Annotated in this window: 19 protein-coding genes and 1 pseudogene; 15 read left to right on the top strand and 5 right to left on the bottom strand. The window is 44.7% G+C overall.

The annotated features are described in order from the left end of the window. Together ACEW8F_RS03795 and ACEW8F_RS03790 are read left to right on the top strand one after the other, a co-directional pair. Positions 1 to 521, top strand: a 521-nt coding sequence (locus ACEW8F_RS03795; RefSeq protein WP_373482140.1) for a helix-turn-helix transcriptional regulator, incomplete at its 5' end; no start/stop codon positions are given. Positions 522 to 550: 29 nt separating this feature from the next. Next, on the top strand, positions 551 to 1,300 hold the full coding sequence (locus tag ACEW8F_RS03790) for a response regulator transcription factor (RefSeq protein WP_373482139.1): 750 nt from the start codon (positions 551 to 553) through the stop codon (positions 1,298 to 1,300). Between the two features lie 113 nt (positions 1,301 to 1,413). Here the strand turns inward: ACEW8F_RS03790 and ACEW8F_RS03785 are convergent, their stop codons facing one another. Together ACEW8F_RS03785 and ACEW8F_RS03780 are read right to left on the bottom strand one after the other, a co-directional pair. Further along, on the bottom strand, positions 1,414 to 2,340 hold the full coding sequence (locus ACEW8F_RS03785) for an SDR family NAD(P)-dependent oxidoreductase (protein WP_373482138.1): 927 nt from the start codon (positions 2,338 to 2,340) through the stop codon (positions 1,414 to 1,416). A 123-nt stretch (positions 2,341 to 2,463) separates the two neighbouring features. After that, complete coding sequence (locus ACEW8F_RS03780; protein WP_373482137.1) at positions 2,464 to 3,372, bottom strand: 3-methyl-2-oxobutanoate hydroxymethyltransferase; 909 nt, start codon at positions 3,370 to 3,372, stop codon at positions 2,464 to 2,466. Positions 3,373 to 3,866: 494 nt separating this feature from the next. Between ACEW8F_RS03780 and ACEW8F_RS03775 the strand changes: the two are divergent. The 3 genes and pseudogenes from ACEW8F_RS03775 to ACEW8F_RS03765 all read left to right on the top strand — a co-directional run. Further along, positions 3,867 to 4,184 (top strand): annotated as a pseudogene (locus ACEW8F_RS03775) (DUF1048 domain-containing protein); the annotation flags it as partial. 129 nt (positions 4,185 to 4,313) lie between these two features. Continuing rightward, a complete protein-coding gene (locus ACEW8F_RS03770; RefSeq protein ID WP_373482136.1) occupies positions 4,314 to 4,781 on the top strand; it encodes a helix-turn-helix domain-containing protein in 468 nt (155 codons plus the stop codon). Beyond that, positions 4,771 to 5,856, top strand: coding sequence for an alpha/beta fold hydrolase (locus ACEW8F_RS03765; RefSeq protein ID WP_373482135.1), 1,086 nt, complete (start codon positions 4,771 to 4,773; stop codon positions 5,854 to 5,856). Before ACEW8F_RS03770 ends, ACEW8F_RS03765 begins: the two co-directional genes overlap by 11 nt. Positions 5,857 to 5,928: 72 nt before the next feature. Here the strand turns inward: ACEW8F_RS03765 and ACEW8F_RS03760 are convergent, their stop codons facing one another. After that, positions 5,929 to 6,324 carry a hypothetical protein gene (locus ACEW8F_RS03760; protein WP_373482134.1) on the bottom strand — a complete coding sequence of 132 codons (396 nt, stop codon included), beginning with the start codon at positions 6,322 to 6,324 and terminating at the stop codon, positions 5,929 to 5,931. 92 nt (positions 6,325 to 6,416) lie between these two features. Here ACEW8F_RS03760 and ACEW8F_RS03755 point away from each other — a divergent pair, with 92 nt between their 5' ends. From ACEW8F_RS03755 to ACEW8F_RS03730, 6 genes are all read left to right on the top strand, one after another. Then, complete coding sequence (locus ACEW8F_RS03755) at positions 6,417 to 6,758, top strand: PadR family transcriptional regulator (protein WP_373482133.1); 342 nt, start codon at positions 6,417 to 6,419, stop codon at positions 6,756 to 6,758. Further along, the gene (locus ACEW8F_RS03750) at positions 6,755 to 7,102 is read left to right on the top strand and encodes a DUF1048 domain-containing protein (RefSeq protein ID WP_373482132.1); all 348 of its coding nucleotides are present in this window, start codon (positions 6,755 to 6,757) and stop codon (positions 7,100 to 7,102) included. Before ACEW8F_RS03755 ends, ACEW8F_RS03750 begins: the two co-directional genes overlap by 4 nt. A gap of 9 nt (positions 7,103 to 7,111) precedes the next feature. Continuing rightward, complete coding sequence (locus tag ACEW8F_RS03745) at positions 7,112 to 7,465, top strand: DUF1048 domain-containing protein (protein ID WP_373482131.1); 354 nt, start codon at positions 7,112 to 7,114, stop codon at positions 7,463 to 7,465. 12 nt (positions 7,466 to 7,477) lie between these two features. Next, entirely contained in the window at positions 7,478 to 8,236 is a 759-nt protein-coding gene (locus ACEW8F_RS03740) for an ABC transporter ATP-binding protein (RefSeq protein WP_373482130.1), read from the top strand. After that, positions 8,237 to 9,004: an ABC transporter permease gene (locus ACEW8F_RS03735; protein ID WP_373482129.1), complete on the top strand. Its 768-nt coding sequence runs from the start codon at positions 8,237 to 8,239 to the stop codon at positions 9,002 to 9,004. A 193-nt stretch (positions 9,005 to 9,197) separates the two neighbouring features. After that, positions 9,198 to 10,040, top strand: a complete 843-nt coding sequence (locus ACEW8F_RS03730; RefSeq protein ID WP_373482128.1) for a nitroreductase family protein — start codon at positions 9,198 to 9,200, stop codon at positions 10,038 to 10,040. A gap of 56 nt (positions 10,041 to 10,096) precedes the next feature. Here ACEW8F_RS03730 and ACEW8F_RS03725 read toward each other — a convergent pair whose 3' ends face one another. Continuing rightward, a complete protein-coding gene (locus tag ACEW8F_RS03725; RefSeq protein WP_373482127.1) occupies positions 10,097 to 10,270 on the bottom strand; it encodes a DUF6429 family protein in 174 nt (57 codons plus the stop codon). Between the two features lie 179 nt (positions 10,271 to 10,449). On the opposite strand from ACEW8F_RS03725, the gene ACEW8F_RS03720 reads away from it, so the two are divergent. From ACEW8F_RS03720 to ACEW8F_RS03705, 4 genes are read left to right on the top strand one after another with little or no spacing between them, the layout of a single operon-like run. Next, a complete protein-coding gene (locus tag ACEW8F_RS03720) occupies positions 10,450 to 10,839 on the top strand; it encodes a DUF2089 domain-containing protein (protein WP_373482126.1) in 390 nt (129 codons plus the stop codon). A 20-nt stretch (positions 10,840 to 10,859) separates the two neighbouring features. Further along, a complete protein-coding gene (locus ACEW8F_RS03715; RefSeq protein WP_373482125.1) occupies positions 10,860 to 11,297 on the top strand; it encodes a hypothetical protein in 438 nt (145 codons plus the stop codon). Continuing rightward, a complete protein-coding gene (locus tag ACEW8F_RS03710; RefSeq protein WP_373482124.1) occupies positions 11,287 to 11,601 on the top strand; it encodes a hypothetical protein in 315 nt (104 codons plus the stop codon). Before ACEW8F_RS03715 ends, ACEW8F_RS03710 begins: the two co-directional genes overlap by 11 nt. A gap of 19 nt (positions 11,602 to 11,620) precedes the next feature. Further along, entirely contained in the window at positions 11,621 to 11,956 is a 336-nt protein-coding gene (locus ACEW8F_RS03705) for a phage holin family protein (protein ID WP_373482123.1), read from the top strand. Positions 11,957 to 12,031: 75 nt separating this feature from the next. Here ACEW8F_RS03705 and ACEW8F_RS03700 read toward each other — a convergent pair whose 3' ends face one another. Further along, entirely contained in the window at positions 12,032 to 12,319 is a 288-nt protein-coding gene (locus ACEW8F_RS03700) for a DUF6326 family protein (protein ID WP_373482141.1), read from the bottom strand. Between the last annotated feature and the right edge of the window lie 5 nt (positions 12,320 to 12,324).

The following is a 12,324-nucleotide window of genomic DNA, read 5'->3' as shown; positions in this document are numbered from 1 at the left end:
ATTTAGAAATGATCAAAACAGCTTTACAGGAAAGCAAGCTGCTTTCGTTTGAATATGCCGATCGCTACGGAAATAAAACCGCCCGAACAGCCGAGCCATATCAGCTGGTATTAAAAAGTAGTCATTGGTACTTACAAGGCTATTGCCATAAAAGAAATGATTTTCGCTTGTTTAAACTATCCCGCACATCAAACCTACAGATACAAGAGGAATTTTTTACGCCACGAGATTATCAAAAACCGCAGTTAGATTTTTCTGATATTTTGGCAACGATGCAAACAAAAATAAAAATTCGGATTCATCAATCGGTCATGGACCGGGTCCTTGATTATTGTCCTTATGAGGACTTTTCGCCAGATGGTGATGAGCATTATATGGTTAGTTTTCTTTTCATCGAGAACGACTACCATTACAATATTCTTTTGAGTTTGGGGGACAAATGCGAGTGTTTAGCGCCGTTACATATCCGCACCGAAATGAAGCGTAGAATACATGACATCGCTACCCTATACGAAAGTTAATACATGGAATAAAAAGGGAAGGAATGAAGATGAATACCAATGTAAATATCCCGTGGCAAAAAATTTATGAGTTTACCCTGACCTGCGGAAATGTCCATGACCTGAAAGCCTTTTCCGCTGAAATTCTGGCCGCCCTTGGGGCTCTGTGCGACTTCGATCAATCACTTGCCTATTTTTTGGATGGCAATGGCAAGGTGTGCAATCAGTATCTGCACAATATCGACAAACAATGGAGTACCATGTACCTTGAATACTACTCAAAAAGTAAAACTGGCTATTATAGCCTGGTGAAAAACTTACGGGAAAATCCTGCTAAACCAACCATCAATATCCGGGCCTGGGAAAAAGAACCGCCTACCGAGTTTGTTTCTAATTATATTCATCCCCGGGGCGTTAAATACTCCCTGGGTTTTGCGCTGTTTGATCTAAACGGCAAGCCGCGAACCTTGTTTGCCCTGGACAAAACAAAAGCTGAAAACTTTACCGAGACCGAGTTTATGACCCTGTCCCTGGCGGTTCCACAGTTAAACAATCTGCATAAGAATTTTTTCACACAGCAGACCAGCCGACAAGCTGTCGATCAGATTTCCTGGGAAACCACAAACCTGACCGCCCGGGAGATTGAGATCACCAATCTGCTATGCCAGGGGATTTCACCGGCGGTCATCAGTCAATCGCTTTATATCTCCCAGTCCACCACCAATAAACATATCGCTCATATCTATGAAAAGATGCATGTTTCCAACCTCCAGGAACTGCTCGTCCGGTTGCTGGCTTAAGCAGAACAATTTATCGCTAAATAAAAGCCCCCTGGCGTAGTCGCCTTTGGGATGAGCGTCTACGCCAGGGGGCTCAAATCACGATCTATTCAATTATGGAGTGACCCCTTTGGTCAATCCGCTTTCGGTCCCGGGACACAGCCGGCAACCGTGTAACTCCATGGTTTCGCCTGATAACTGAGCAACGAACCACCATCCACATCAATGGTCTCACCAACGATGAAGTCCGACATGGCGGTACACATCGCCAATACCACCAGCGCCACCTCGTCAGGATTCATGGCCATCGGCGTCTCGCTGCCGTATTTACCGCGTTCCTCAGCAAACTCCGGTCCATACAGACCAACTGCTTCGGCAGCATTGGTCAGGGCTCCGGCTGTCAGCATCCCACCAGGCGCGACACAGTTGACACTGATGCCGTATTGGCGCAGTTCTTTGGCAATTCCTTTGGTCATACTGACAATTGCCCCCTTGGCTGCATTATAGTGGGTCATCGTACCCAATTTAGCGGCGTCAGAGCCTTTATGCGCAACCGAAGAAATGAACACAATTTTGCCCTTGGTCTTCTGCGCAACCATCACCCGGGCGGCTGCCTGAGCAATGAAATATTCGCCCTTTAAATCGGTGTTGATCACCGTATCAAACGCCTCTTCCGGCATATCCAGAAACGAATACATTGACCACACCGCCGCATTGGCCACGACAATGTCAACGCTGCCGTATTGTGCCACCGCATAATCAACCGCGGCATAACAGTCAGACACCTTGGCTACGTCGGTCTGGAACCACTTTACTTCAAAATCTCTGGCCCGAAAATCAGCCTCGGCTTTCATCCCGGTCATTTCTTTTCGCGATGCAATGACCACCCGCACACCAGCCTCGGCTAAACGGTTTACGACGTTATAGCCCAGCCCGGTGGCGCCACCGGTTACAATCGCCACCTTACCCGCCAGATCCTTGCCGAACACTTCCGGTAGACTACGAATTTGCTGGGTACTTTTCTCCGCCATTGCTAAGATTGTATTGGCATCCATTTTCATAAAATCGTCTCCCCTAACTTATCACCTGAAATTATTTCCACTTTTGTTTTAATCGGCTTATGAACCGGTCAACGCAACTCAGTTCATCCGCCCGTCTTGCTCTTTCTGAAGACTACCGTCTGACTATCTGACGGTGTACTTTTGTTCCAACTGGTTCAGGAATTTGTCAAGTTCCTGCTCATCCATGTGGAAGCCGTGCTTATCTTCGGGGTATACACCGGTGCGAACGTCGTTGGCCCATCCAGCGTATGCCGTCGCGGCCCATTTAAAGAAGTCACCATAAGCCTTGGCATGTGCAGCCGCTGATGGCATCATATTGAAGGTATCAAAGTCAACCATTTCGGAACCGTCAGCGTCACCACCGGCACAAATGGCCACCACGGGTACGCTCAGCTTCTTGGCGATGGCGTTGGTAACTTCGATGGGCGTCAATTCAATGGTCATGCCCATCATTCCATTTTCCTGGTACTCATAAGCCATCCGGAAGACATCCATGGCATCTTCAGCGGTTTTACCCAGACGCTTGTAGCCACCATGCCGACTGGTCTGCCAGCCCGACAGCGCCCCGACGTGACCGAATACAACCAGATGGTTATCGGCCATATACTTCAGGGTCTCGTTACTGACGCCCATCGGGAGTAGGGAATCAGCCCCGTTGGCCATATACAGGGAGCCGTTTTTTAATGCCTCTTCTTTAGAGCAATAGGTCGGGGTCTGCATATAGAAGTTAAGATGGATCAGCTGCGCCGCACTGCGGACGTCGCGAATCCGCCAGCTGGCGTTAGCAATCTGCATCTCAGTGTTCTCACCGGGAGTCGTCAGGCGACAGATGTCGCAGTCAGCCATTTCAGCGGCCATCACAAAATACTTGTCGCGGTCGGCTGGGCACATCTGCACAATCTTCTCGCCATTATCCTTCTTCTCCTGAAGATAAGCGATTGATTTTCGGCCTTTTTTCATCTTGGACGCTTTAACACCGGCTTTTTCTTCTTTACTGATTTCGACTTCGTTGTTTCCTTTTTCTGTTGACATATGAAATCCTCCTTTTAATTTGGGTCATTGCCCATCATTTGAAACACGTCCGAACTCCACATCCTTTTCAGATGGTTGGTGTCCGTTTGTCACACGACCACAATCTTATTTGTCAATCGTGTAATCCTTTGCATGTTTTGCTTGGGTTAACTATATCAAAAAGAGTTTTATCGAGTAATTAGCAAGTTTATGTATTAAAGATTATTAGTTTTACCCATTTTACAACCAATAGAAAAGTGATATATTATAATATTTATCAAAATTACATTATCAAATTAGATAAGCCTTCCGGTGATATTTTCCCATTATTAGAAAACCGCTATTGACAAATCGACTATTTAGCATTACTTTATAGCTGTAGTAAGTAGTACTATACAGTATGGCGGTGATTATGCTGAAAAACTTAACGTAAATGTTCAAAGGCTTACTTGAGGGCTGTATCATAGAAATTATTAGGCGGATGGTCAGCGTGTCCGGGAGTTTTTAGGCGAGTTAAAAAAGAATGGCGAGCGCACATGGCCCGTGTCAAAGCGCTCCCTCAAGATTATCAGATTGTTTATAAAGAAATTCAAAAACACCTCTTTAAGGTCGGCCCTGTTCTGCTAACCGCGGGGACCGATTTGCGCTCGGGGATCGTCGATCTTTTTGAACTAGGCGCTGTTTTAGGGAAAGGCGTGCTCGAAGTGACGGGCCGTGACGTTGCGGCTTTTTGAGATAATTTAATCAAAAATTCAAAAACATACGCTGATATCTATCGAGCATCTATTGAGCACGAAGTTAATCAGGCCATGAAAAAGATTACGAAAATCTAAAGCGGCAAAAGCGATGCCCTATTACTTTATTAACGCAACCAAAACTGACATTTTTTGTGCCATTATGTTAACATCAATTGATGGATGTCATTGCCAAAAACTGATAGAATAAGGACAGGTGGTGAAAATATGAAAAATGTGATTAGTGTGAATTTACAGACCCTGCGAAAAACCCATCAATACACTCAGGAAGATGTGGCCGAAAAGATCGCCGTTTCCCGACAGTCCGTTGCCAAATGGGAAAACGGCGAAAGCTTACCGGATATGAATAAGTGCATTGCCCTTGCTCAGCTTTATAACATTTCCCTTGATACCCTCGTCAACGGAACTGAAACGGCAGGAGTACCCTTGCCGCCAAAAGGCAAGCACGTTTTTGGCACGGTGATTGTTGGCGAGCGCGGACAAATTGTCATTCCCAAAAAAGCCCGGGAAGTCTTCCAGCTCAACCCCGGCGACAGCCTGATGATTCTCGGTGATGAGAATCAGGGAGGGCTTGCCCTGATTGACGCCAATCGATTTATCAGTCAGTTTGAATTTGTTAAACGAGGTTTGGGCTATGCCGATCAAACCACTAAGGATAAAGAAAGTGAAGATTAAAAAAATGCAAGTAGTCCTGATTGTTTTGGCCTTTTTAGTAATCGGCGGTGCCGCCGTCATTGGTTGTTTTTTTTACAACAATTTACATCCGATCGATGATCGCTATCTCCAACAAACTATGGACGCTGGCTTTACTGAAGAAACGGTCCTTCTGGATAATGGTTCCCTTATTAATTATGGCGAGGGTCCCGATAACGGCCCCGCTCTGCTGTTAATCCACGGTCAAGGTGTTTCCTGGGAGGATTATGCCGCAGTTCTGCCTGAATTGTCGAAAAATTTTCATGTTTTTGCGGTGGATTGCTTTGGCCACGGTCAATCCAGTCATGATCCAACGCTTTATTCCTGTGCGGCAAACGGCCAGGCCCTGATCTGGTTTATGGAGCATATTATCGGCAAAAAATGTCTTGTCTCCGGTCATTCTTCCGGCGGTGTCCTGGCTGCCTGGCTTGGTGCCAATGCACCCGATCTGGTAAGCGGTATTCTGCTTGAAGATCCACCGCTCTTTTCCGTGACCCCTGAGGAAATGCAGGAAGGAGCTGACTGCTTTGCCTGGAAGGATACCTTCATGACCATTCACAGCTTTCAAAACCAGACAGATGAAACAGATTTTGTTGTCTACTATTTTAAAAATGGCTACATGGTTTCCCTTTTCGGTGGCCTAAAAGAAAAGGTGGTCGGAGCCGTTGAGACGTTCCGAGCAGAACATCCCGATCAGGGGCCAAGAATCTACTGGATCCCCTATTCCTGGCTGCGACTGATGAATACCATTGATAACTATGATTTAGCCTTTGGCGAGAGTTTTTACGACGGTTCATGGATGAACGCGGTCGATCAGGAAGCGCTGCTAAAAGCGATTTCGGGCCCGACGATTTATCTTAAAGCCAAAACGAATTACGGTAAGGACGGGGTCTTGTACGCCGCCAACACCGATGAAGATGCAAACAAGGTCCAGGCTTTGCTCTCCGATTGCGAAACCCTTACCATCAAATCGGGCCATGACATCCACTACGAACATCCGGATTTTTTCATTTCCGCGTTAAACAACCTGCAGACCAAGATAAAAATCGGGAAATAGTCAGACCTACTATTTCCTCTATTTCATTTTCACTTATTTAATTGCTATTTCTAATCTTCTTGACATTATTATTCATAAGATGTCTTCCTTGTGCTCTTTCGTGCTTATGTCGATCCATTGTTTGGATATGATTTGTTTGCCTTCCCATACTCCGCTATTTAGGTACAATTGGCCTATTATTGCCATATCCACCGGTGTCAAGGTAAGACCCCAGCTTGCCGTGTTGATCCCCTGGGCATCAACAACCCAGCCATTGGTGTGTTTTTCTTTTGTATAAAAGGCCATCTGTTCTTCTACACTTCGCAACACCACATTATGTATTCCATTTATTCCCAGCGGTGAGAATAAATTTTTTGTAGCAAACTCAATTATTGGTTGACCTGTCGCTTTTACAAGAATGCCCGTAATATCGGGATATTCACAACTTATCATCTTTTCAAACGCTTTAATTTTTTCTGATTCATACAATTTTCTCCTTTTTTCTATTATCAGTAAGACGCTATTGACAACTCTTGCTACTATTTGTTACTATATAGCTGTAGTAAGTAATACATAATAGCATGGAGGTGATTGTGCTGGAAAACTTAACGGAAATGTTCAAAGGCCTGCTTGAGGGGTGTGTGCTTGAAATTATTAGCTGTGGCGAAACCTATGGTTATAAAATCACGCGACGGTTGAATGCACTCGGCTTCACAGATGTCGTAGATGGAACGGTCTACACCATTTTAGTGCGACTTGAAAAAAATAAACTCGTTGACATCGAAAAAAAGCCGTCCGATATGGGGCCGCCGCGCAAATTTTATGTGCTCAACGACGCAGGGTGCAGGGAGCTACAAAATTTCTGGGAAAAATGGGCATTTGTATCATCAAAAATTAACGAGTTAAAGGAGAATAAACAATGACTTTTTGGGAAGAAATCACCGGTAACGACATGACTAAAGAATTCAAAACTTTTGAATCACGAGCCAAAAAGCTGCCAGCTGATTATCAAGCGGCATGGGAAAAGATTAAAGCCAATCTTTGGCCACACTCAGATTTTACCGGTCGCAACCTGATGCCAATTCTCGACGGTGTACTTGGCCTGCTCGAAGAAACAGCGGCGGACGGTCAAAGTGTCCAGGAGGTTTTGGGTGACGATATCAAAAGCTTCTGTTCAGCACTGGTCGGTGAAGAAGGGGCAAAGTCTTATCGCGACAAGTGGCGAGCGCAACTCAATAATACGATCGCAAAAAAATTAGGTAAATAGGAGGCTAAAATGAGAATCCGAGATATCATTGAAGGTAAAAAAGAATGGCGGGCGCATATGGCACGTGTCAAAGCACTCCCACAGGATTATCAGATTGTTTATAAAGAGATTCAAAAATATCTTTTTAAGGTCGGCCCAGTTGAGCTAACCGAAGGGACAGAATTACTCTCAGGGATTGTCGATCTTTTTGAAGAGGGCGCGGCTCTGGATAAACACGTACTTGAAGTGACGGGCCACGACGTAGCGGCTTTCTGCGACGATCTAATCAGAGATTCAAAAACTTACGCTGACATCTATCAAGCATCTGTTGCTCAGGAAGTTAACAAGGCCATGAAGAAGGTTACGGATAAAACAAAGTACTAGGAGGATTTCGGGATGAAAAAAGCAATTCAAGTAAAAGGACTGCAAAAGTCCTACAAGCCACTTCATGTTCTGAATGGCGTCGATTTGGAGGTGGAGCAGGGCAGTATTTTCGCTCTGCTCGGTTCTAACGGCGCCGGCAAAACGACGATTGTCAAAATCCTTACCACACTACTTAAACAAGATGGCGGAACCGCTACCGTCAATGGATTCAATGTCGCGTCAGAGCCCGACAAGGTGCGGCAATCGATCAGCTTGACCGGCCAATTTTCCGCCGTAGACGAGATTCTGACCGGGCGAGAAAATCTGATCATGATTGCCAAGCTGCGCCACCTCAAAAACCCCCGTCAGGTTACGGACGATCTGCTGAAGCGCCTCGGCCTAGCCGACGCCGCTGATCGCAGGGTGTCTACTTATTCGGGCGGGATGCACCGCAGGCTCGATATTGCCATGAGCCTAGTGGGCAAACCACAGCTCATTTTCCTCGACGAGCCGACCACCGGGCTTGACCCCGAGGCTCGCATTGAGGTATGGAAGATTGTCAAGGAGCTGGCTGAGAGCGGTACAACAGTGTTTCTGACTACCCAATATCTGGAGGAGGCTGAACAGCTTGCCGATCAAATTGCCATTCTACATGAGGGCCGGATTATCGCGGACGGCACCCTGACTGAATTAAAAAAGCTGTTTCCGCCAGCGAAGTTGGAATATGTAGAAAAACAGCCGACTTTGGAGGAGATATTCCTCGCCATCATCGGTAAAAAGGAGGAACAGTAAATGGAAACTGCAAAACAGCACTTTTTTAGCGATATGGGTGTTATGCTGGAACGCTCCATGCGTCATATTTTTCGCAGCATAGACACTATCATCACGGTCACCATCATGCCGATTGCGTTTATGCTGCTGTTTGTCTATGTGTTTGGCGGCGCCATTCAGACCGGTACCACTAACTATGTGAATTACCTGCTGCCCGGCATCCTGCTGATCGCTATTGCCAGCGGGATTTCCTATACTGCTTACCGCCTGTTTATGGATATGCAGCGGGGCATCTTCGAGCGTTTTCACTCCATGCCAATTGCCCGTTCCACGGTGTTGTGGGGTCATGTGCTTTCTTCATTGGTATCGAATGCGATTTCGGTTATTGTTATCATTCTTGTCGCCTTAATAATGGGGTTTCGTTCGTCGGCAGGGATAATGTCATGGCTTGCTGTGGGCGGTATCCTTGCGCTGTTTACCCTGGCCTTATCCTGGGTCGCAGTGATTGCAGGATTGTCCGCAAAAACAGTGGACGGTGCTGGCGCCTTTTCCTATCCGATTATCTTCCTGCCGTTTATCAGCTCGGCCTTCGTGCCAACCGAATCGATGCCGCCAGTCGTTCGCGCCTTTGCCGAAAATCAGCCGGTGACCTCCATCGTTGAAGCCATCCGAGCACTGCTGTCCGGTCAGCCGGTAGGTAATGATATCTGGATCGCCCTTGGGTGGTGCCTCGGGATTATGATTGTTGCCTACATCTTTGCGATGAGGGTGTATCGAAAGCGGGTATAAAAAATTACATTTTTGCGCCAATTCTCTGCGACTTCTATTCCAGAGGACATCTATAAAATCACTAAAAAGCAGGCTGGAAAAGATTTTTCGGCCTGCTTTTGTTTCATTTAATATTATCATTGACAATCACCATTCATATTGTGTAAAATATAATTGTCTAAAATTTACATAGATTAATTTAAGGAGAATCACCATGAATATTAATTTCCCCATCGAAGAAACTGTAAAAAAGCGCTATAGCGTCAGAAATTATAACGAACAGGCGATTGAATCCGATAAACAAAAGGCTATTGAATCATTTATCGATTCATTAGAAAACCCCTTTGGTCCTCACATTGCGTTTCACACGCTTGATTTAAAATCTGGACCAACCGCTCAAAAGCTTGGCACCTATGGTGTGATAAAAGGCGCCAGTCACTACATCGGTACGACAATCACCCTCGAACCGATGGCATTGGAGGCTTTGGGGTATGAATTTGAAGCCCTGGTCCTTTATCTGGCCGATCTTGGTCTGGGCACTTGTTGGCTGGGTGGCACTTTTGACCGTCAGAGCTTTTCCAATGCAATGCAAATCGAAGCCGGTGAAATTTTCCCGATCATCACTCCATTTGGATATGCAGCCGACCACAAGCATTTTAAAGAAAAAGCGATGCGAAAACTGATTAAGGCTGATCAGCGCAAAGAATGGCAGCAATTATTTTTTACAAACGACTTTCAGTCCCCACTGATGGCAACCGCAGCCGGTGATCTTGCCTTTGCCTTGGAGATGGTGCGATTGGGACCATCGGCATCCAACAAGCAACCATGGCGAATTTTAATAACAGAGGGTAACTGTCATTTTTATGAGTATCAGGAACCAGGCTACAGCAAAGCCTTTTCTTATGATATCCAGCGGGTCGATATGGGCATCGCTGCCGCCCATTTTGATTTTGCCATGAAAGAAAGAAAAATAGACGGGCATTTTGCAACCTCTGCCCAGCCGAAAATTGACTTGCCTAAGCACATCGAATATGTCTTTTCGTGGATCAGGGAATAGTTTAATTTATCATTTCCCTGGCGGCGGATAACTCTTGTATGAGCAGTGTATCCGCCTTATTCTTTATTTTTACCAGTCCGATATGTTTTATCCAATAGCACTTGTGATAACTTGATCCCTTTTTCCGAAATTGCTACCGACTTGGATCGACGATTGCCTTGCCGGATATGATCTTCCTCGTCCAGTTCATTAATGATGTCAAAATCATATCCTCTTAATTCGCATTCCAATCAATCACTTCTGATCCCTGTTGATATCAGGATTATTGGACCTGACCCCCAGGACTTCTGTAAAATCGCATAATTGTTAATTTATTTAATTTCATAATTAATTATATTAATATTGCTATTGACATAGTTAATTTTTTGCAGTATATTATAATCAAATAAATATAGGAATGGTGGAAACAATGAAGTACAAAGCTCCGGGTAGATGCCCCATCTGTGGAGAAAAACTTTCCATAACCAAGCTCAGCTGTCCTAAGTGCACCACAACTATTGAGGGTGATTTCCAGCCTTGTGAATTCTGCCGTCTGCCGGACGAGGATCTTGAGTTTGTCAAAATATTCATCAAGTGTCGTGGGAATATCAAGGATGTTGAAAAAGAACTGGGAATCTCTTATCCGACTGTTCGCGGTAAACTGGATACAGTCATCAGAGGTCTGGGCTATGAAGTGCCATCAAAAGAACTGATTAAAGAAAACGAAAATAAAACAGCCGCCCGAAATGAAATCCTGGATCAATTATCAAGCGGTGAAATCACCTCAAAAGAAGCAACTGAACGGATCAAAAATTTATAAAGAAAAAGGAAGATTAGACAATGAACGAACAACAAAAAATATTGGAAATGATCGAAAGCGGACAGATTACTGCGGCCGAAGGGATGGAACTGCTGGAAGCTCTGGCGATGACCAAGGAAGTGACAATCATAGAGACCATTGAAACAACTGCAAAACATAGCTACAAATTCTTTAAGGTTAAAGTAACCTCAGATAATAATACTGTCAATGTCAATATCAATATCCCGATCCGGCTACTAACGACCATCGGTGAAATTGCCGATCGAATGACGGCGGTGCTTCCTCCAGATGCCAGAAGAGAGATGGAGTCGAAAGGGATCGACCTTTCCGGCATCGATTTTGCCAAAATAGTCGAAGAGGTAATCAGTGGCACCCTGGATGAACCGAATATCGTTGATGTGGAAGCCTGGGATGAAAGCAGTCAGTCAATGATAAAGGTACGGGTCTATGTCGATTAAGGGATTTCGCAGCTTATGGATCCGGCTTCAGATCGAGGACAAACGGTTCATAAAAATTCCCTTTCCTATCAAATTGTATCTCTTTGAAGAATTACTGGACAGTTTTCTGGACATTCTGATCATCGCATGTTTTTTTGCCCCAAAGGTACCTGCTCCGAATGCATCCTCCCGGATCTCAGTCCATTTAGTGAAAGAGCTCATTGTCGCTGTCATCATCCTGCTGCGGTCTTTAAATGGCGATGAGCCCTACGATCTTATCGATGTTACTACTGATAAGGTCAAGGTTTTGATTAAAATCAGATAAACTGTTTTGGGAGGCAAAAATGAAAAAACTATTCATGAAATATCTATCGATCATCGCGACGATTTACTTGCTGTCACTCGTTTTTTATAGTATTCATATCGACAGCATTTCGGCACTGCTAATCATGGGATTGGTTCTGTTGAGCGTAAATTTATTATTAAAGCCGATTATGCTCTTGATTACACTACCGCTCAGTCTTCTCACCCTGGGCTTATTCAGTTTCATTGTCAATGCCTGGATGATTATGATTGCTGACCATTTTGTAACCAATCTCAGCATGGGCGGTTTTCTGAACTCATTACTTGCCGCTTTCATCATTGTTTTTTGCAATCACATCTTGGCTAGGTATGAATAAGGAATCCTAGTTACTGTGATGATACGAATAAACTATCACCAGCGTCTTTAATGCTTTATCTTCCACTATTCTCTCCTATTTCCATTTCCATGAATACCAGATTATCATCAGCATACAGATTACTTCCATCGATGCAAAAAATATATAATGTAGGTACAAGGAGCCCCCGCCAATCACAAAAGTTATTGTAATGATTGATGCGATAATGTTTGCCCAGCGATTTACTTTATAACTCAAACTTCGCACATAATAATCGAGCAAAATCATCGTAAATCCGATGTTGCAAACATAAAAATAGCATGAGAACACCAGATTTGTTATAATTGAATTAGCGAAAAACAAACAAACAAGCTGGAGGCTCATGCTAT

Origin of the sequence: Acetobacterium sp., from assembly GCF_041752335.1 — a bacterium.
GTDB lineage: Bacteria > Bacillota > Clostridia > Eubacteriales > Eubacteriaceae > Acetobacterium.
Note: the sequence above shows the minus strand (reverse complement) of the source record. Positions and strands in the feature narration are given on the sequence as shown.

Bases quoted from the DNA above. Each gene is read 5' to 3' on its own strand.
- ACEW8F_RS03755 (WP_373482133.1), top strand. From the start codon at position 6,417: ATGGAGGTGATTGTGCTGGAAAACTTAACGGAAATGTTCAAAGGCCTG.
- ACEW8F_RS03720 (WP_373482126.1), top strand. From the start codon at position 10,450: ATGAAGTACAAAGCTCCGGGTAGATGCCCCATCTGTGGAGAAAAACTT.
- ACEW8F_RS03730 (WP_373482128.1), top strand. From the start codon at position 9,198: ATGAATATTAATTTCCCCATCGAAGAAACTGTAAAAAAGCGCTATAGC.
- ACEW8F_RS03740 (WP_373482130.1), top strand. From the start codon at position 7,478: ATGAAAAAAGCAATTCAAGTAAAAGGACTGCAAAAGTCCTACAAGCCA.
- ACEW8F_RS03715 (WP_373482125.1), top strand. From the start codon at position 10,860: ATGAACGAACAACAAAAAATATTGGAAATGATCGAAAGCGGACAGATT.
- ACEW8F_RS03790 (WP_373482139.1), top strand. From the start codon at position 551: ATGAATACCAATGTAAATATCCCGTGGCAAAAAATTTATGAGTTTACC.
- ACEW8F_RS03705 (WP_373482123.1), top strand. From the start codon at position 11,621: ATGAAAAAACTATTCATGAAATATCTATCGATCATCGCGACGATTTAC.
- ACEW8F_RS03770 (WP_373482136.1), top strand. From the start codon at position 4,314: ATGAAAAATGTGATTAGTGTGAATTTACAGACCCTGCGAAAAACCCAT.
- ACEW8F_RS03780 (WP_373482137.1), bottom strand. From the start codon at position 3,372: ATGTCAACAGAAAAAGGAAACAACGAAGTCGAAATCAGTAAAGAAGAA.
- ACEW8F_RS03750 (WP_373482132.1), top strand. From the start codon at position 6,755: ATGACTTTTTGGGAAGAAATCACCGGTAACGACATGACTAAAGAATTC.
- ACEW8F_RS03735 (WP_373482129.1), top strand. From the start codon at position 8,237: ATGGAAACTGCAAAACAGCACTTTTTTAGCGATATGGGTGTTATGCTG.
- ACEW8F_RS03710 (WP_373482124.1), top strand. From the start codon at position 11,287: ATGTCGATTAAGGGATTTCGCAGCTTATGGATCCGGCTTCAGATCGAG.
- ACEW8F_RS03745 (WP_373482131.1), top strand. From the start codon at position 7,112: ATGAGAATCCGAGATATCATTGAAGGTAAAAAAGAATGGCGGGCGCAT.
- ACEW8F_RS03700 (WP_373482141.1), bottom strand. From the start codon at position 12,319: ATGAGCCTCCAGCTTGTTTGTTTGTTTTTCGCTAATTCAATTATAACA.
- ACEW8F_RS03785 (WP_373482138.1), bottom strand. From the start codon at position 2,340: ATGAAAATGGATGCCAATACAATCTTAGCAATGGCGGAGAAAAGTACC.